15 protein-coding genes, 1 riboswitch and 1 other annotated feature are annotated in these 19,171 nt (G+C 29.7%); of the genes, 7 read left to right on the forward strand and 8 right to left on the reverse strand.

The genetic code is table 11. From position 1 onward, the window contains the following. Window positions 1-71: 71 nt before the first annotated feature. From KVH43_RS12635 to KVH43_RS12645, 3 genes are all read left to right on the forward strand, one after another. Entirely contained in the window at window positions 72-1,172 is a 1,101-nt protein-coding gene (locus KVH43_RS12635; protein WP_218282871.1) for a DUF3810 domain-containing protein, read from the forward strand. Between the two features lie 73 nt (window positions 1,173-1,245). Further along, window positions 1,246-2,142, forward strand: a complete 897-nt coding sequence (locus KVH43_RS12640; protein ID WP_218282872.1) for a fumarylacetoacetate hydrolase family protein — start codon at window positions 1,246-1,248, stop codon at window positions 2,140-2,142. 14 nt (window positions 2,143-2,156) lie between these two features. After that, a complete protein-coding gene (locus KVH43_RS12645) occupies window positions 2,157-2,903 on the forward strand; it encodes a tRNA lysidine(34) synthetase (protein ID WP_218282873.1) in 747 nt (248 codons plus the stop codon). Window positions 2,904-2,918: 15 nt separating this feature from the next. Here KVH43_RS12645 and KVH43_RS12650 read toward each other — a convergent pair whose 3' ends face one another. The 4 genes from KVH43_RS12650 to KVH43_RS12665 form a co-directional block, all read right to left on the reverse strand. After that, window positions 2,919-4,394: a hypothetical protein gene (locus KVH43_RS12650; protein WP_218282874.1), complete on the reverse strand. Its 1,476-nt coding sequence runs from the start codon at window positions 4,392-4,394 to the stop codon at window positions 2,919-2,921. Between the two features lie 19 nt (window positions 4,395-4,413). Further along, complete coding sequence (locus KVH43_RS12655) at window positions 4,414-5,808, reverse strand: sensor histidine kinase (RefSeq protein ID WP_218282875.1); 1,395 nt, start codon at window positions 5,806-5,808, stop codon at window positions 4,414-4,416. 27 nt (window positions 5,809-5,835) lie between these two features. Continuing rightward, window positions 5,836-6,525 (reverse strand): response regulator transcription factor, encoded by a 690-nt coding sequence (locus tag KVH43_RS12660; RefSeq protein ID WP_218282876.1) that lies wholly within the window; start codon window positions 6,523-6,525, stop codon window positions 5,836-5,838. 628 nt (window positions 6,526-7,153) lie between these two features. Beyond that, complete coding sequence (locus KVH43_RS12665; protein WP_218282877.1) at window positions 7,154-8,380, reverse strand: IS110 family RNA-guided transposase; 1,227 nt, start codon at window positions 8,378-8,380, stop codon at window positions 7,154-7,156. A gap of 350 nt (window positions 8,381-8,730) precedes the next feature. On the opposite strand from KVH43_RS12665, the gene KVH43_RS12670 reads away from it, so the two are divergent. From KVH43_RS12670 to KVH43_RS12680, 3 genes are all read left to right on the forward strand, one after another. Beyond that, window positions 8,731-9,906 (forward strand): phosphopentomutase, encoded by a 1,176-nt coding sequence (locus KVH43_RS12670; protein ID WP_218282878.1) that lies wholly within the window; start codon window positions 8,731-8,733, stop codon window positions 9,904-9,906. Between the two features lie 12 nt (window positions 9,907-9,918). Then, window positions 9,919-10,737 carry a purine-nucleoside phosphorylase gene (locus KVH43_RS12675; RefSeq protein WP_218282879.1) on the forward strand — a complete coding sequence of 273 codons (819 nt, stop codon included), beginning with the start codon at window positions 9,919-9,921 and terminating at the stop codon, window positions 10,735-10,737. A 95-nt stretch (window positions 10,738-10,832) separates the two neighbouring features. Further along, window positions 10,833-12,122 (forward strand): amidohydrolase, encoded by a 1,290-nt coding sequence (locus KVH43_RS12680; RefSeq protein WP_218282880.1) that lies wholly within the window; start codon window positions 10,833-10,835, stop codon window positions 12,120-12,122. A gap of 84 nt (window positions 12,123-12,206) precedes the next feature. Here the strand turns inward: KVH43_RS12680 and KVH43_RS12685 are convergent, their stop codons facing one another. The 4 genes from KVH43_RS12685 to KVH43_RS12700 all read right to left on the reverse strand — a co-directional run bounded on the left by KVH43_RS12685 (window position 12,207) and on the right by KVH43_RS12700 (window position 16,973). Further along, on the reverse strand, window positions 12,207-13,760 hold the full coding sequence (locus KVH43_RS12685) for a sensor domain-containing diguanylate cyclase (RefSeq protein WP_218282881.1): 1,554 nt from the start codon (window positions 13,758-13,760) through the stop codon (window positions 12,207-12,209). 501 nt (window positions 13,761-14,261) lie between these two features. After that, window positions 14,262-14,540, reverse strand: coding sequence for an STAS domain-containing protein (locus KVH43_RS12690; RefSeq protein WP_218282882.1), 279 nt, complete (start codon window positions 14,538-14,540; stop codon window positions 14,262-14,264). An 11-nt stretch (window positions 14,541-14,551) separates the two neighbouring features. Next, window positions 14,552-16,546 carry a methyl-accepting chemotaxis protein gene (locus tag KVH43_RS12695; protein ID WP_218282883.1) on the reverse strand — a complete coding sequence of 665 codons (1,995 nt, stop codon included), beginning with the start codon at window positions 16,544-16,546 and terminating at the stop codon, window positions 14,552-14,554. A 16-nt stretch (window positions 16,547-16,562) separates the two neighbouring features. After that, on the reverse strand, window positions 16,563-16,973 hold the full coding sequence (locus tag KVH43_RS12700) for an ATP-binding protein (RefSeq protein ID WP_255547770.1): 411 nt from the start codon (window positions 16,971-16,973) through the stop codon (window positions 16,563-16,565). A gap of 230 nt (window positions 16,974-17,203) precedes the next feature. Continuing rightward, a riboswitch (cyclic di-GMP riboswitch) is annotated at window positions 17,204-17,290 on the reverse strand. A gap of 252 nt (window positions 17,291-17,542) precedes the next feature. Further along, window positions 17,543-17,781, forward strand: a binding site (T-box leader). Window positions 17,782-17,836: 55 nt separating this feature from the next. Between KVH43_RS12700 and KVH43_RS12705 the strand changes: the two genes are divergently transcribed. Further along, window positions 17,837-19,150, forward strand: a complete 1,314-nt coding sequence (locus tag KVH43_RS12705; RefSeq protein WP_218282884.1) for a sodium-dependent transporter — start codon at window positions 17,837-17,839, stop codon at window positions 19,148-19,150. Window positions 19,151-19,171 lie beyond the last annotated feature (21 nt).

Below are 19,171 nucleotides of genomic sequence, written 5' to 3' on the forward strand. Positions count from 1 at the left end.
TATACTTTTAATATAAATATTAAGTATAATATTATATATCCATAACAAAATAGAAAGTTGGGAAATTTTTTATGAAAAAAACAATATATACTAAGTTTCTTTTTATACTCTTGATCCCTATTACATCATCATTATTTCATATAGCCTCATTGCATCCTCAATTAATTGAAACAGTATATGCAAATATAATCTATAAGCAAATTATGCAAATTTTAAGCTCTATTACTGGTATTTTTCCATTTTCACTAGCTGAATTTCTAGTTATATCGCTTATTTTTTTCTTTATAAAAATGTTCATTCAAACTATTCTATGCTTTATAAAAAATAAAAATCAGAGAAAATTTACTATCCTTAATTGCATAGGAAATATGATAGTTTTTGTCAGTATTATTTATTTTGTTTTTATTATGATCTGGGGTTTCAATTATTGTCGTCTTCCTTTTTCTAAAATTGCAAACCTTGAAATAAAACCATCAACTGTTCAAGAACTAGAAATCTTATGTAATCATCTTATTGAAAAAGCAAATGATTTAAGATCTCAAGTAATAGAAAATAAAGATGGGATTATGATGCTTCCAAAGGGTTCTTCAGATGTTTTTCTTCGTGCCTCTAAAGGATATGAAAAAGCAGCAAACATTTATCCTGAACTAGGGAGAAAATACGGTAGACCTAAAAGGATTACTTTCTCTCATTTGATGTCCTATACAGGTATAGCTGGAATTTATTGTCCATTTACAGGAGAAGCCAATGTGAATACAGCAATATCAGATAGCTCAATACCTAGTACAGCCTGTCATGAAATGGCTCACCAACGAGGCTTCTCAAGGGAAGATGAAGCAAACTATATTGCTTATCTAACATGTAGTATGCATCCTGATAAAGATTTTCAATACTCTGGAACTCTTTTGGCATTGATTCATTCTATGAATGCACTATATAAAGTAGATCTAAAAAAATATAAAAAACTACAGGAAAAATATAGCGAAGGATTAAAGAGAGATTTAAGCTATTTAAGATCATTTTGGCAACAATATAAAGGCCCTATAGAACGCACGTCCACAAGACTAAACAACGCTTATCTTAAAGCAAATCATCAAAAGGACGGTGTGCATAGTTATGGAAGAATGGTGGATCTTTTACTTGCAGAAAACCGTTTGAAAATGACTAAATAAATAAAGGATTTAAGATTTAAACGTAGAAATTTATTAAAGCAATTTTTATTCAAACAAAGAAAGGAGTAATACCATGTATTTTGCTACTTTTCATTATAATGGAGAAGAACAATTTGGCATTTTAAGTGAAAATAAAGAAAATATCATACCTATAAAAAAAATTTTAAACAAGCTAGGTATAGCCATACCAAAAACTTTAAGGGATTTCGTAGAAAATTCAGACGATACACTCATTAAAGCTATAAAAGATACCCTAAAAGCACATGATTTTGAAGCTATCCCCCTTGAAAGCATCAAATTATGCGCACCCATTCCTTACCCTCGTAGAAATCTAATCTGCCTAGGAAAAAATTATATGGATCATGCAAAAGAAGTTGTAGGACTTCCTGGAGCTGATAATGAAATCCCTAAATTCCCAATATACTTTACAAAGATTGCTGATCCAGCAATAGGAAATGGAGATATTATTAAAAATCATAAAAATATAACAAACATGATAGACTATGAAGTAGAATTAGCTATTGTCATAGGAAAAGATGGTATAAATATTAAAAAGGAAGAGGCTGAAAAATATATCTTTGGATATACAATTGTCAACGATATATCTGCAAGAAATATTCAAAGAAAACATTCACAATGGTTTAGAGGAAAAAGTCTTGAAACATTCTGTCCAATGGGTCCCTATCTCGTACATAAGAGTGAAATTCCTTTCCCTGTTGAATTAGATATAAAATGCAGTATCAATGGTGAAATTAGACAAAATTCAAATACGAAAAACTTAATATTTGATATTCCTTATATTATCAGTGACCTATCAAAAGAAATGTACTTACGAGCTGGAGATATTATTCTAACAGGTACTCCTTCAGGCGTTGGATTAGGCTTTAAGCCATTTAAGTTCTTAAAATCAGGTGATGTAGTCGAATGCTATATTGAAAAAATCGGAACGCTTACAAATAAAATTGAGTAGCAAGGAGTTTTTTCATGATACAATTTCAAAAGAAATATAATAAGCTCTTTTTAAACAATATAAGAAAAGCTATTGATGATTATACAATGATCAAAGCTAACGATAAATTAGCAGTTGGATTATCTGGTGGGAAAGACAGTATTTTTCTATTGTTCTGCCTAAAATTAATACAGTTAACTTATATCAAAGACTTTGAATTAGTTGGCATTCATATAGATTTAGGGTTTCCTATGAACATGCAACCGCTAAAAAAATATTGTATAGAAAATGATATTCCCCTAATCATAGAAAAAACAAATATTGCAGATGTGGTTTTTCATGAAAGAAAAGAAAAAAATCCATGTGCTCTTTGTTCAAAGCTTAGAAGAGGTGCTTTGTCAAGAGTAGCAAAAGAACATCACATAAAAAAAATCGCATTAGGTCACAATAGTAATGATGTTATCGAAACTCTTTTTATGAATGTACTAAAGGTAGGCAAATTAGGAACTTTTCACCCAAATAGTTATAATACAAAAAAGGATCTTTCTATTATAAGACCTATGATATATATACGTGAAGATTTGATACAATCTATGGTTGATAAATATAATCTTCCTGTCATTAAAAATCCTTGTCCTATGGATAAAAAAACTACCCGTCAAGATATGAAAAATTTATTGATCAAGCTTGAGAATATTTATCCAGACTCACAGCAAAAAATTTTATCTTCTTTATCCAATTATAATCCAAAAAACCTTTGGAAAAAAGCTCATAAAAAATGACCAATACTATCTTGGTCATTTTTTAACATATAAACTATTGCTAACAGTATTGTTCCATCTCTTTACATAACTACCCGTTGCCCACTCTGCCATAACAACCCTTTCATCTTCTTTTAATTCTACTTTTTTTATATATTTATTAGAAAGCTTATTATTTTTGATGCTATATACATATATTGCTTCTTTTGTAATAACAATGGCTATATCCTTATTAGGAGAAGTAAAGATATCCAATGCCTTTGGTTCTCTCTCCTTTACTTCATTCCATGATATATATAAATTATCATAATGAACAATTTTTTTAGGTGGAATCATATTAATGTTAAACGATAAAAACTTTTCTTTTTTACCCTTATAGTATAATCTTCCCTTCATTATCCAATGTCCATTTCTTCTTGATAATGTAAAATCTTCCTCCATAGGCTTATATAATTTACTTACTTCACTTTTACTTAACTTTGAAAGGCATCCTTGTGCTGAATAAAAAAAAGCATCTTTTCCTTCATCTCCTGCAAGCTCCGATATCTTTATACTCTTTTTAACATTATCTACAAGAAGCATTTGAAGCCCTGATAAATTTTTTATATTTTTTCCATAAGCCGTTGCAATATAATCATTTCCAACAAATACTATTTCCCGGATCATATTTTCTTTAATATTTTCCTTTTCATCCCCTTCCTGCTCATCTATACTTTCTAAAGTTTCTTTTTTTATATTACTTTCTAATGGATAAGCAAAAATCTCATCCTTTATATATCCTCTTTTCATAAATCGATTTTTTCCCACAATCCAAAATCCACTTTTTCTTGGTAAAAATAAATCCTTTATTTCTACTATTGGATAGAGATTTCTGTTTTCTGCAGCAATCCATAATGTTCTATAAAAATCCCCTTCATTTGTGTTTTTTGAAGAAGCAAGTCCTATTAAAACGCCTGAACTTAAAAACTTTAGTTCTTTTTCCTCTTTCGTAGCATCTTTTTCTTGCAAATATTTATCAATCTGATCCTGATTAGTTGCATCAGATATTTTACTTAAATAATAAAATACATCCTCCACACAAACAATTAATTGATGATCATTTATTCTGATAAAATCATAAAAGTATTGATTCTTTGAAGTAATAGAGATCACTTCAATTTTTTCACTCTGAATCCCTAAGTCTTTAGCGACTGCTTTATGTGTATATAAGAAATAATCTTTTGCATCAACATTTTTAACTTTATACTCTGGTTTCTCACATATTTCATCTCCAAAAACAACCGATTCTTTGCTAAATACTACCACCTTTCCTACTAAATAATTTATTTGTTCTTTATCTTTACTATATTTTTTTATCTTATATTTTTCAATTTTCCAAGTTCCTTTTATCGGAATCCTTTGATTTTTAGGGGCTTGAATACTTTCCCCAATATCTAACTTTATATCCATACATCCCTGTAGAAAAATTATACAAATTAATAAAGGAATCCAAAAAATCATTCTTTTTTTCATAAATCTTTCTCCTAAAGTTTTACTTTTTTCTTTTCATAGGTAATTTTATATGAACAGTAGTTCCTTTATTTAACTTACTTTCTATAATCAGTTCTCCTCCATGAAGTTTAATAATCTCATCACAAATAGACAACCCTATTCCATTCTTTGATTTGCTATTTTTCCCTTTATAAAATTTCTCTTTGATCTTAGGTAAATCTTCACTACTAATACCACAGCCATTATCTTTTACAAACATATTTAGATATTCTCCTTCTTGTTTAACAAAAAAATCTACTCTTCCTCCTTTATTCGTAAACTTAAATGCATTATCTAAAACATTTATTAGTACCTGTTTGATTCTGTTTTCATCTACACACATAGGTATAATATGCTTTTCATAATCTACATTAAAGTATATATTTTCTCTTTCTGCACGAGGACCCATATATTTTTCAATATATTCAATCAAATTCTCCATATTAATTTTTTCTTTTTTTAAAGTAATCTTACCTGATACAAATTTTGAGAAATCTAGGAGTTCCTCCACCATAGCAGTCAATCTTTCACTTTCCTCTTCAATAATTTTTAGTCCTTCTCTCATCGTCTCCTTATCTTCAAATTCTTCTTTATTTAAAAGAATTGCCCATCCTTTTATAGCAGTCAAAGGTGTACGAATTTCATGAGAAACAGAAGAAATAAATTCGTTTTTGAGCTGATCTTTTTTTACAATCTCTTGAGCCATAAAATTAAATGTATCTGATAATTTTCCGATTTCATCATCAAACCTCTTTTTACTTCTTACTCTAAAATTTCCTAATGCCATTTTTTCAGCTACACAAGTCAATTCTTTTATAGGCTCTGTAATCGTATTTGCTAAAATAATACTTACTACACCAGACACTAAAATAACTAAAGCCCCTATACTAAGGAAAAGAAAAGCAATCCTTTGAATACCATTATTCACTTCTTTTAAAGATGTAATAAATCTTAACACTCCAACAATTTTTTTATCCGTTTTTAATGGATAAGCAACTGCCATTACATCATAATCATCATAATTTACTTTTCCAATCCATGTTCCCTTTTGGCCCTTTAATGCACTTTTTACATCGTTGGTTTCTATTGGTTCTTTGTATGTTACACCAATTGAATCCATTAAAACCTTTCCCGAAAGGTCAATAATTTGTACTTGGGCAGGTGTTTGCTTCCAAAACACATCTACATTATCTAAAACATTATCCTCAAGAGTAGCACTTGAAAAGTATCTTGAATAAAATTCAGAAGAAATAGTAATTTGATTTGTTAAAACATCTTCAACATTTTTATAATAATATTGCTTAACAAAATTAATTAGCAATATTTCAAAAAACAATACACTAAAAAAAACTACTAACATAAAATTAATGGCTAATCTCTTTTTTATACTTTTCATACTTTCTCCCTATTACTTATTCGTATATTATGATTTTTTCCATCTATACCCTACTCCCCAAACAGTTTCAATAAAATTTGGATTAGATGCATCATCTTCTATTTTTCTTCTTAGTCTTCGAATATTCACATCCACAATTTTTGTATCTCCAACAAAATCCCAGCCCCAAACTAAATCTAATAGTTCATCTCTTGTAAAGGCTTTTCCTGGATTTTCCATAAACATTTTCATCAACAAATATTCTTTTGGCGTCATATCTATAACAACATCTTTTTTATATACAATATGTGCTTTCGTATCGATTTTAAAGAAACCATTTTCAATAATTGCATCATCCTTATTTTTTCCATCATCCATTCGTCTAAGTAGTGCTTGTACGCGAAGTACTAATTCTGTTGGATTAAAAGGCTTTATTACATAATCATCTGCACCTAACTTTAATCCCAAAATTTTATCTGTATCTTGACTACGAGCTGTAAGCATAATCATGCCCATATGCGGATATTCTTTTCTCAAAGCTTCACATACCATAAATCCATCTATCCCCGGTAGCATAACATCTAATATAGCAACAGATGGTTTTTCCCGCCTTGCCTTTTCAATGCCTTCTTCTCCAGATGATGCTTCTATCACTATATAATCACTATTTTTAAAGCTCACCCTTAATAAACTTCTAATACTGCTTTCATCTTCTACGATTAATATTTTGTGCTTCATATTATAACTCCTTTAGTTCTAATTTACACATTCATATGAACTGTTCTTTATATTTCATTTTAAAGCTGTTTACCTATAACATTTTACCAAATATACTAAAAAGAATACAGTTATATAAATGCTATAAAAACAATTTCATTATTATAACATTAATACATAATTTTTTCACAAATCATAAATTAAAATATAATCCAAAAAATTTTTTGAAATAAGATTTGACAACTGTATGAAAAATATATATATTAAAATTGTAAAATATCCATCATAGAATCTTTTGATAGATTTTGGGCTTGCCCCCCATAAAAGGTGAATACGGAGCTATCTCCGTAGACAAGGGTGATAACACGAATAAAACTTCGTCCCTTAGATAATTTGTTTCAATTTATCTAAGGGGCGTTTTTTAAAAATTAGCAATCCCCTTATTTATAATATGTTATTTTTTCCATATAATATGGTTAAATACATTACAAACAACATAATCATAAAGACTTGTGGTAATAAGTCAAGATGAAAACAGATAATTTTTTACTAAATTTATGAAAATATTTCTTAAAAAAGGCATCACTTAATAAACCTAAGGAAAATTAGGCATAAAACGAAAGGATTACGCATCGAATAGTATTCGATATTATACACTCCTTTCAGGTGCATAAAGTTGGTGATTGCGTAGCAGCACATCCACCATGCGCACCAATTTTCTTGCGGTAAGGACGAGGGCTCTTTTATGTTGATGTTTGGGAACTTCATGATACTTTTTGAGATAGTATTCTCTATAAACGGGTTCATTTCGCATAACTGAATTGGCAGCTTCAATCAAGTAATAACGAAGGTAATGATTCCCCGTTTTGGTCATAGTCGTTCTTTCAGCTTCAAAATTGCCGGATTGTTTTCGTTTCCAGTAAAGACCTGCATACTTGGCAATCTTCGCTTCATTTTCAAATCGTTCAATTTGACCGATTTCGGCGATGATACCAGCAGCATAAACTGGTCCAATACCAGGAATACTGAGCAATGATTTAGATTCGGGCAGAACTTCAAACAGTGCCTGAATAGCTTTATCAAGTTCTTTGATTTGCTTTTTTATAGTTTTGATCATCATAGCGTATGAAGCTAAGACAACATCGACTGAATTCTTCATGACTTTTCCTAGTCGATAAGAGTCTCTAATGGCTTTGGAAAGTGACTTTGCAAGCTTTTGAGGATTGCTAAAGCGACCGCGACCTTTTTGTTGTAAAACAGTTGCCAAATCTTCCAAGGACATATTGGCAATGTCTTCAAGAGACATAGAGTCTGTTAGTAAGTCCATCATAGTTGAACCAAAGACAGATGTATCGATTTCTTTAGTGAGGGTATTACATTTGTAATAAAGATTTTCTAAAAAATGTTGCTTCATTTCAGTCAGTTGACCAATGAGCTGGTAACGTGATCTAGTTAATCTTTGCAAAGCCATATATTGTTCTTCTTTAATCAAAGAAATATTGAAACGATCAAAACGAAGAAAGTCTGCAATACGGTAAGCATCTATTTTATCGGTTTTGTCTTCTTCAAAGAGTCCTTTAAAGCGATGAATGGTCTTTGGATTCATGACAACAACTTCGATTCCTAAGGACTTTAATTCAGCATCTTCTGCTAGGAAAGCTGAAGGATGAAAACTGTAAACAGAAGTGGCTTCCATACCAACAATGATGCGCTTATATTGGATATGCTCAGTAAATCTTATAATATGCTCTTTGATTTTACTAGCACCAATGATATTATTTGGTAGTGAAATCTCAAGCAGAATTTGATCTTCACTATCAAGAAAACAAATGTCAAGTTTTTCAGAACTAACATCAATACCAATAAACAATTTCATGGATAGGACCTCCTTTCTATGAATTTGGAACGGCTTGGATACTGAAACCTATCCCTAGTTACCAACAGGGTGGCAACAACCTCGCTTATGAGTATTCAATACTTGCCAATCATAAGCTGCTCCGAAGCTGCTAACATTCGGTATGACAGGCAAGAGATACAGCTTGTGAGTTTGCAGTACAACTGTTGGCTGGGAGACAGTCTTTCAATGCAGTCTTGCTGCAGGAGACATCAGCCTTTTTCCAGATAGATCCTTATTCCATACTTCTATTATCTAGGAATAGGGCTCAATATCCAAGTCAATAGATAATAATTTATTACTTAAACTTATTATACGAGGAGGCTATAATAATGATTAATAGAGTAATTTGGATTGTATTAGACAGTGTAGGTATGGGAGCGCTACCAGATGCTCAAAAGTATGGAGATGAGGGTAGTAATACTATAGGCAATGTTTCAAAAGCATTAGGAGGACTCAATATACCAAATATGGAGAAAATCGGGCTTGGTCATATTGATGGTATAAAAGGTGTAAAAAAAGTAGAAAATCCTATTGGATGCTATGGACGTTTTTCAGAAAAATCAGAAGGAAAAGATACTACTACAGGTCACTGGGAAATGTGTGGTGTTTGTTTAGAAAAACCTTTTCCAACTTATCCAAATGGTTTCCCAAATGAAATTGTAACCGCATTCCAAAATGCCATTGGTACAAAAATAATAGGGAATAAACCAGCCTCTGGCACAGCTATAATTGAAGAGTTAGGAAAAGAACATATAAAAACTGGATACCCTATTGTATATACATCTGCTGATAGTGTTTTTCAAATTGCAGCTCATGAAGAAGTTATTCCTCTTGAACGCTTATATGAAATGTGTACAATCGCTAGAAATATTTTAAAAGGAGAACATGGTGTCGCAAGAGTTATTGCACGACCTTTTATAGGAGAACCTGGTAACTTTACTAGAACAGCTAATAGAAGAGATTTTTCTCTTGTACCCCCACATGATACCCTACTAGATCATCTTAAAAATGAAGGTTTTCATGTGATGGCTGTTGGAAAAATTGAAGATATTTTTTCAAATCAAGGAATTACAGAAGCCATTCATACAAAAGATAATATGGATGGAATAGATCAAACCCTTAATTATATGAAGCAAGACAAAAAAGGATTGATTTTTACAAACCTTGTTGACTTTGACATGAAATGGGGTCATCGTAACGATGTAAAAGCCTATGGAAAAGGATTAGAAGAATTTGATAAAAGACTAGCTGAAATTTTAGATGCTATGAAAGATACCGATATATTGTTCATTACTGCTGATCATGGCTGTGATCCTACAATGCCTGGGACAGACCACTCAAGAGAATATGTACCTTTCTTAGCCTATGGAAAAGCACTAAAAGAAAATCACAATTTAAAAACCAGACAAACCTTTTCTGATATGGGACAAACTATTGCTGAAATTTTTAATGTTTCACCAATTAAAAATGGTACTAGCTTCTTAAAAGAAATTATTCATCAATAAGGAGGATGCAAAATGGAATACTATGAAAAAATAAAACAATCAGCAGAATATATTTTAAACAAAACGAAAGTAGAGCCTGAAATCGGTCTTATATTAGGATCAGGTCTTGGAGCTATAGCAGACAAAATTATAGATAAAGAAGTATATCCATACAGTGAAATCCCAAATTTTCCTGTATCTACTGTTGAAGGACATGCAGGGCAATTAGTAATAGGCACATTAGAAGGAAAAAAAGTAGTAGCTATGCAAGGTCGTTTTCACTACTATGAAGGATATCATATGAAAGAAGTAACATTTCCTGTTCGTGTAATGAAATTATTAGGAATCAAGAAACTAATTGTTACAAATGCTGCTGGAGCAGTAAACACTTCTTATAAACCTGGAGATCTAATGCTCATTAGTGATCATTTAAATCTATCAGGAGATAATCCTTTAATAGGAAAAAATTTAAAAGATTTTGGTACACGTTTTCCTGATATGTCAAATGCCTACGATAAAGAACTAAGAGAAAAAGTAAAAGAAATTGCTAAATCTTTAAATATTGAGCTACAAGAAGGTGTTTATGCTTGCATGAGCGGTCCTACTTATGAAACTCCTGCTGAAGTAAGAATGGTCCGAATTTTAGGTGGAGATGCTGTAGGTATGTCAACAGCTCCAGAAGTTATTACTGCTGTACATAGTGGTATTAAGGTAATTGGTGTTTCTTGTATGACAAATATGGCTGCTGGCATATTAGATCAACCACTTGATCATGCTGAAGTAATGGAAACCTCTGAAAAAGCTAGAGCAAAATTTATTACACTTATGCAAAATATCATTAAAAATATATAGTTAAATCAACCACTCATAAAAAACATCATTTAAAAAAACTCTTTTTTATTACTGCATAGGATAAATACAAACAAATTTATAGGGAGTGGCATTTTATGAATATATTTATCAAAAATCCTTCTGTATTATTCTTTGATAAGGAAAAAGTCTTTGTAGAAAATAAAGATATAGCCATTGAAAATGGAATTATTAAGTATATTGGAAAAATTCCAGACAGCTTTCAATATGACAAGCTTATTGATGCTACAGATAAGCTTGTCATGCCAGGACTGATCAATACCCATACTCATTTGCCCATGTCCCTTTTTAGAAATTTTGCTGATGATTTACCTCTTTGGGAGTGGCTTACAGAAAAAGTATGGCCTATTGAACCAAAATTAACAGAAGAAATCGTTTATTGGGGAACACTTCTTAGCATAGCAGAATTAATTATGTCAGGTATTACTTGTTTTAATGATATGTACAACTTTGCAAATACTGTTGCTAGTGCTGCTAAAGATGCAAAAATAAGAGGATGCATATGCGAAACACTTTTTGATAAAACTAGAAAGCATAAATCTAACTTCAAAGAAACAAGAGATCTATATAATAAGTGGCATCAATCAAATAATGATAGAATTCGTGTTTTTATAGGCCCTCACGCTCCATATACTTGTTCTCCTGACTATATAGAAGAAATGCTTCTTTTAGCAAAAGAATTAAACACAGGCATTCACATTCATTTAAGTGAAAGCATAAAAGAAGTTCAAGACAGTTTTAACATGTACGGAAAATCCCCTGTTCAACACTTATATGATTTAGGATTATTTGATGTAAGGACCTTAGCTGCTCATTGTGTACATCTATCTGATGAAGACATACAGATCTTAAAGGAAAATAATGTTAATGTTTTATATAATCCTGTCAGCAACTTAAAACTTGCAAATGGTTTTGCTCCTATTGTAAAAATGCTAGAAAAAGGAATCAATATATCTCTTGCAACAGATAGTTCTTGTAGCAACAACAATTTAAATATGTTTGAAGAAATAAAGCTTGCTTCTTTACTCAATAAAGGTGTTACAGGAGACAGTACAGTCGTACCAGCTAAAAAATCTCTTCAAATTGCTACAATAAACGGAGCTAAAGCTCTCGGCATAGATGATAAAGTAGGGTCAATAGAGATTGGCAAATGTGCTGATATAATTTTAATTGATTTAAATAAACCACACCTATGTCCAAGACATAATTTGATTTCCTTATTAGTATACTCTGTACAAGCTTCAGATGTCGATACTGTTATTGTAGATGGAAATATATTAATGGAAAATCGTAAATTAACTACAATCGATTTAGATACTGTTATGAAAAATGTTCAATTATGTGCTGAAAAATTAATAAAATATTAGGTTCTCAAATCACAAATTATATGAAGTTTTTTTCATAAAAAATAGGTCAATATTGACCTATTTTTTTATGAATCTTTTCTGCTTTCAAAGTAATTCCTTAAATATTACTTTATTTTTCCCTAAACTTTTAGCCTTATAAAGTAGCTCATCAGCTTCATTTATCAAGTCTTCCTTTGTTTGTCCATTATATGTGCTAACTCCTGCGCTAATAGTTATTTTCATTTCTTTTTCCTTCCAGTTTATATTTTCAATTTTTTCTCTTATCCTATTCGTTATGCTATATACATCCTTTGCTTCCAATTCTGGAAATATAATTATAAATTCTTCTCCACCATATCTTGCTAATATATCTTTTCCTCTTATACTTTTTAAAATAGTTCTTGCAATTTCTCTTAAGACAAAATCTCCTTTTTGATGTCCATAAGTATCATTTATTTTTTTAAAATCATCTACATCAACCATCATCAAAGTAAAATTTTCGGATTTATGAATCATTTCTTCTAATGCTTGATCAAAGTACCGTCTGTTATATACTCCTGTTAGTTTGTCATATATAGCATCATTTTTTATACGATTGATCATTTTTATAGCATTATTGAGTTTTTTATAAATTTCTCCATATTCATCCTTTCTATAATAATCTATCTCGAATATATCCAAATCTTTATTTTCAATAGCTTCAATAATAGTACATATATTTTTATTTTCTCTTTTTAACTTCCTAATTATCAAATTCCCTACAATAAAAAATAATAAGCTAGCTACTAAAATAATTATCCCCGCATATAATCCAACTGGCTTTAATAATTCTTCCAAATGTTTATCTGGAATAACACCAATAATCTTCCAGCCATTTTTATCAATTCTAGAAAAACTTACAAAGCATTTCTTTTTCTTATCATAAAAAACACCTTGTTTTTCTTTTTTAACTACTTTATACCACTGATTATTTTCTACAGTTTTCCACAACTGTTTTTTGTCTTTATGAGCAATAATATTTCCCTCTTTATTTACAATCATTACATAAGCATCTTCTCCTAAATCTACTTTTGATACACTTTCAGAAAGATTGTCTAGTGTAGTATCCATTCCTAAAACACCTATAACATGTCCTTTACTATCTTTTATAGATTTTACTGCAGAGATTAATCTTTTTTTACTTTTATAATCTATATAAGATACCCACTGGATTTTATCACTCTTTAAACTTTCTATATACCAGGGTCTCTTCGTAGGATCATAATGTGCATCATTATTTTCCCAGCATGGAAATATATATATTTCTTTACCTTTTGTTCCTACATAAATATAATCAACATTTGTATTATATTTTAAATACTCTCTCCATTCCTTCATGTATTTTCTCATCTTTTCTTTATCATATAAATCACTATAATGAATTTCTTTATATAACAAATTCAAATCTTTTTCGACATCATTAATATATTTTTCAATATATATTTTTTGCACATTCTTAATGATTTTTAAGCTTTCACTTTTCATACTTTCAACAACAATATATCGAGAATGAATGAAATACAATATACCTAACAAAATTATTGGCATAAAAGAAAAAATCAAAGATATTTTTATTTTTTTACTAAAGCTCATATTTCCAATGCCCATAAGTTTTTTCATCATGTCACTCCCAATTTGTCTTATATTGTTTAAATATATAGGGATTCAACTTCAACATAAAAAAAGAAATATATAAAGATAAGTGAATGACTTCGATAACTTTTGTAAAAAAACTTACTGAAATTTCATAAAAAATACGTTAAGAACCTTCATTGTTTGAACGAAGTGAGTTTTGAAGGTTTAGTATTTTTTCATGGAATGAAGTTTTGTTTTTTCAAAAGTTATCTGGAATGAACTGTTCTTTATATTTCATTTTGAAGTTGTTTGCCTATAGATAAACAAATTTAAAACAAAATATAAAAGATAGTTCTATATTTCTTTTTTTTGTGTTGATGTTGTTTATCTTTAACTTATATTAAAAATGAATAGAATAAATTCCTATAACTATATTTTATCCTAAATATTTTAAAAATTATGTCGCATGTTGTTAATTTTAATTCTTATATTAATTTTAAAAATAGTAAAACCCATGATTAATTATAATCATGGGTTCCCAACACATCATCTAATTTCAAAAACCTTGTCTAATCTTGTTAATTTAAAAATTCTCATAACCTGTGGATGAATTGAATGAAGTTTAAGACTTCCATTTAATTCCATGCACTTTTTATAAATTCCTACTAATACACCAAGACCTGTACTATCGATAAATGTACAATTATTAAAATCAAGCACAAAATCTTTTTCTCCTTTGTCAATTAGAGCATTTACTTTTTCTCTAAACTGATCAGCTTCATCCACTGAAAAATTCTTAGGTATTAACATATTTTTATCATTCATTTATATTCACCTCAAATTTTAAATTTTTCTACAAGATTATTTAGACTATTTGCCATAGCACTAGTCTCCTCTGAACTAGCAGCAAAATTCTGAATAATAGAATTTTGTTCCTCAGTAGCTGCTACAACTTCTTGACTATTATCTGCTGTAGTTTCAGTAATGGTTGCAACTGTATCAATCAGCTGAATAATTTGATCCGAGCTTGCGACTTCATCCTTCGCAACATCTACAACTTGTTCTATATCCTTTACTATTTGTTCTACTGCATCAATGATTCTAACAAAAGACTTGTCCGTTTCATTAACTACCATTACCCCGTTTTCTACTACCTTCTTACTATTATGCATTGATTCTACTGCCTTATCTATTTGAACTACCATTTCATTTACCAATGAAGAGATTTCATTAGCTCCTATATTTGTTTGTTCTGAAAGCTTTCTAACTTCTTCTGCTACAACAGTAAAGCCCTTTCCATGCTCTCCAGCTCTTGCTGCCTCTATGGCTGCATTTAATGCTAATAAATTTGTCTGATCTGCAATATTATTAATTGTACTAATAATTTCTCTAACTTTTTTTGAAAGTCCATTTAATGACTTTAATATATTCGCTGTTTCATTAGATACATTACTAATATTTTCAATAGCTTCAACTGTATCCTTAACTTTTATTCTTCCTTGCTGTGCAACATCCATAGTATGCTCAGAATTATTTTTTGCTTTAAATGCTCTGCTTTGTGCTATTTGTATCAAGCTAGAAAGCTGAACTAAAACCTCAGATATTTCAACAATTGAATTATTTTGACGTTCTGCATTAGATGCAACTACTTGGATATTAGATGTAATTTGTTCAGCTGATGCACTTATTTCTTCAGCAGAGGCAGAGATTTCCTCAGAAGAAGCTGCTAATTCTTCTGCACCCTTTCTAACATGATTTATTATATTAGATTGATGTTTTATCATATTATTAAAATATTCACCTAATACTTGTATTTCATCATTTGTAGTTATTTTAGATCTAACTGTTAAATCACCATTTCCTGCTTTTGTCATTAATTTTTCTAGCTCTTTAATTGGATTGATTATATTTCTTGTTATTAAAATATAAGCTACAAGCATTGAAACAAGTAACGCTATGGCAGTTATCACTATTGTATTCCTTCTAATTTTATTAGCTGCTGACATATATTCATCATAATCAGCAGTTACTGCCAAAATCCATTTATTTACAGGAATAAATTTTACAAATTTTCTCACTCCTTCATATGTATAATAACCTTCACCCGTTTCCCCCTTCTTCATTTTGTCTACTAAAGCTTTTAATTCTTTATTATTTGCATTCCCTACATTTTCTTTTAATATTTTTTCAGCTTTTGGATGATATACAAGTAATCCATTTCTATTAATCATATAAGCATATCCAGTTTTGCCTATCTTTATTTTAGAAGCATGCTTATAAATATTTTCAAATTTAATACTTCCAACAACTGTCCCCACTACCTTTTGATCTATCCTTAAAGGATAAGCAACAGCTATTACAGGTTTATTCGTGATTTTAGACAATATGACATCACTTTCAGCTTCAGTTCCTTTTAAAGCATTTTGAATATAATCAAAATCACTTAAATCCATATTAAAATTTTCACTTTTATTGCTAATAATACCTTTACCAAAGGCATCTGTAATAATTAATGCTTCTACATAATCACTGTTATCTTTTTGTAATTCTGATAAATATTTAAAAACTTTACCTTTCTCTGTACTATCCCCTGCTGCAACTTTAACCAAATCTTCATTGTGACTTAAAATTTCAATATACTTATTTACCGAATTAATTGTTTCATTAATAACATCTGCTGTTTTTATAGTAATTTCACTTAATTTTTCTTCAGTTGTATCCTGTATTGAATTTGAAGTCATCATATACGAAGTAGTGCCTAAAATAATGAGCGGTACAGCTATAAATATAAAAAACATAGCAACTAATTTTGTTTTCAAACTTATTTTCATCATATTCCTCCTTATCTTAATTCTGAGCTTTATTCTTTTTAGCTGTTAAATACTTTTGTATAATTAAAATATTATTTTTAAACTCTATTTTATCTGCCATACATTTTATAAGAAACAATCCCCTTCCAGAATCATTTAATAAATTTTCATCATATATTGCATCTGGAATATTTATGTTTTTAAACCCAGTCCCTGAATCCTCTATCTCAAACTTTATATTTTTTTCATTAAGTACATATCTTAAATAAATAGGTCTTTCTACACAACACTTATTTCCATGCTTAAAAGCATTTGTTAAAGCTTCTATAAGCATTAATCGAATATCAAATGATTCTTCAAAATTCTCTATCTCTGTAATAATTTTATCAATAACATCTTTATGTTCATCTAAGCCATATAAAATAATTTCATCTTTTTTTATTCCCACAATCATCATCACCTTACTTTGCTTCTAATACATTTGTAAAAAAAAATAAAATTTTCAAATATTACTATTAAAAAAATCTTTTACAATAATATATTTGTTAATTTTCTCAACTTTAATATCGCTCATCACCCCCCAATAAATTATTGAAAAATATACATTAAAAAAACATCTATGCTTCCACAGATGCCCAAAATTGCTAAATAAAGAATATTCTCTATATACTAGCATTGTTCGGCAGTCTGTCAATCATAGGATTACAATCCCTTAGACACATGACTTTGCGTCCTTACCTTTCGATAAGTTTGCTATTGTCGCAATATCTATCATTTAATTTTTACTGTTATATTTATAAAAATTTTTTAATATATTTTTCTATATATTATATAATTCTACATATATAGATATATATTAACATCATTGTTTATGTTTGTAAAATTATTTGCTTATTAATTATAATAATAAAAAAGTCATGCTTTTAAACACAACTCTTTTAAATTTTGTATTTTTTCAAAAATACTATTTGACAAATTTATAATTTTTCTTTATAATTTCATTTAACAATAAAATATGCTAAAGCTGTGATTAAGAGTAGTACATTTCATTGAGAATTACAGAGAGTCAGGGATTGGTGGAACCTTGATATTCAAAATGATTTGGAATGGGCTTATGAGCGGAAGCTGAAACTTTAGTAGGCAACACGGTTTTCTCCCGTTATAGAGATAGGATATCGGATTATTTCCTGTATCTGAAAAAGAGAAAATTTTTATTTTCTAAATATGAGGTGGCACCACGTTGATTCGTCCTCTATATGTATATACATATAGAGGATTTTTTATATTCTTGAATTTTAAGGAGGAATTGAATTGAAAAAACGAGAAAATTTTTCTTCAAAGCTTGGATTTATACTTTCTTGTGCAGGGGCTGCCATAGGGCTTGGGAATGTGTGGATGTTCTCTTGGAGATTAGGAGAATATGGAGGAGCTGCATTTTTAATTCCTTATTTTATATTTGTATATTTTTTAGGCACTACCGGACTTATTACAGAAATTGCTTTTGGGAGAAAATATCAAAAAGGTGCATTAAGTGCCATAAAAACTGTTTTTAAAGAGAAAAATTTAAAATTTGGAAGCCTATTAGGAAGTATTCCTCTTGCTGCAATGACAGGAATCTTTATTTTCTATATTGTAGTAGTTGGATGGATTTTCAGATATTTTTATGCTTCCCTTATAAATATCTTTCAAACAATAGATATTCCTACATACTTTGGAAGCTTTGCCGGAAGCATAGCAACAGTTCCCTGGACAATCTTAGGGATGATTGCTACAGTTTTTATACTTTGTATGGGAATTGGTTCTGGTGTAGAAAAAATTAATAAAGTAATTATGCCTGGGTTATTTATTTTATTTGTTGTTTTATTGATAAAATCGTTAACTCTCCCAAATGCGATAGCAGGTGTAAAATATCTATTAATGCCAAATTTTTCATATCTCTTAAAGCCTATTACTTGGGTTATGGCATTAGGACAGGCTTTCTTCTCTGTATCTCTAAGCGGTGCAGGAATGGTAGTATACGGGAGTTATTTAAAAGAAGATATAGATATTCCTTCATCAGCACGAAGCATAGTCATTTTTGATACATTAGCTGCACTCATGGCTGCCTTTATTATTATTCCAGCTGCATTTTCCTTTGGCCTTGATCCTGCTGCTGGTCCACCACTTTTATTTATTACTGTACCTAAAATATTTACGCAAATGACAGGTGGCTATATTTTTTCTATTATATTTTTCTTAAGTATTGTATTTGCAGCTATCTCCTCTGCAATAAATATGATGGAAGCACCTATTGAAGCTTTAATCGAAGAATTTCATCTTAGTAGAAAAAAAGCAACTATTTTAATAGGTTTAATCTGTTTATGTATTTCAATCCTTTTAAGCATCAACATAGATTTATTTGGAGCATGGGCTGATTTTATGAGCATATATTTAGCTCCTATTGGTGCAAGTATTTCTGCTTTTGTTTTTTATTGGATTTGTGGTAAAACTAAAGCCTTAGAAGCTATTAATCTAGGCGCAAAAACTCCACTAAAAAATAGCTTTTTAATTTTAGGAAAATATATTTATATTCTTGTTGCAGTTTTTATTGTAATTTTAGGAGCTATCTATGGTGGTATTGGTTAGACCTATTTTGAAATTAAAAGC

Source organism: Crassaminicella indica (genome assembly GCF_019203185.1).
Classification (GTDB): domain Bacteria; phylum Bacillota; class Clostridia; order Peptostreptococcales; family Thermotaleaceae; genus Crassaminicella; species Crassaminicella indica.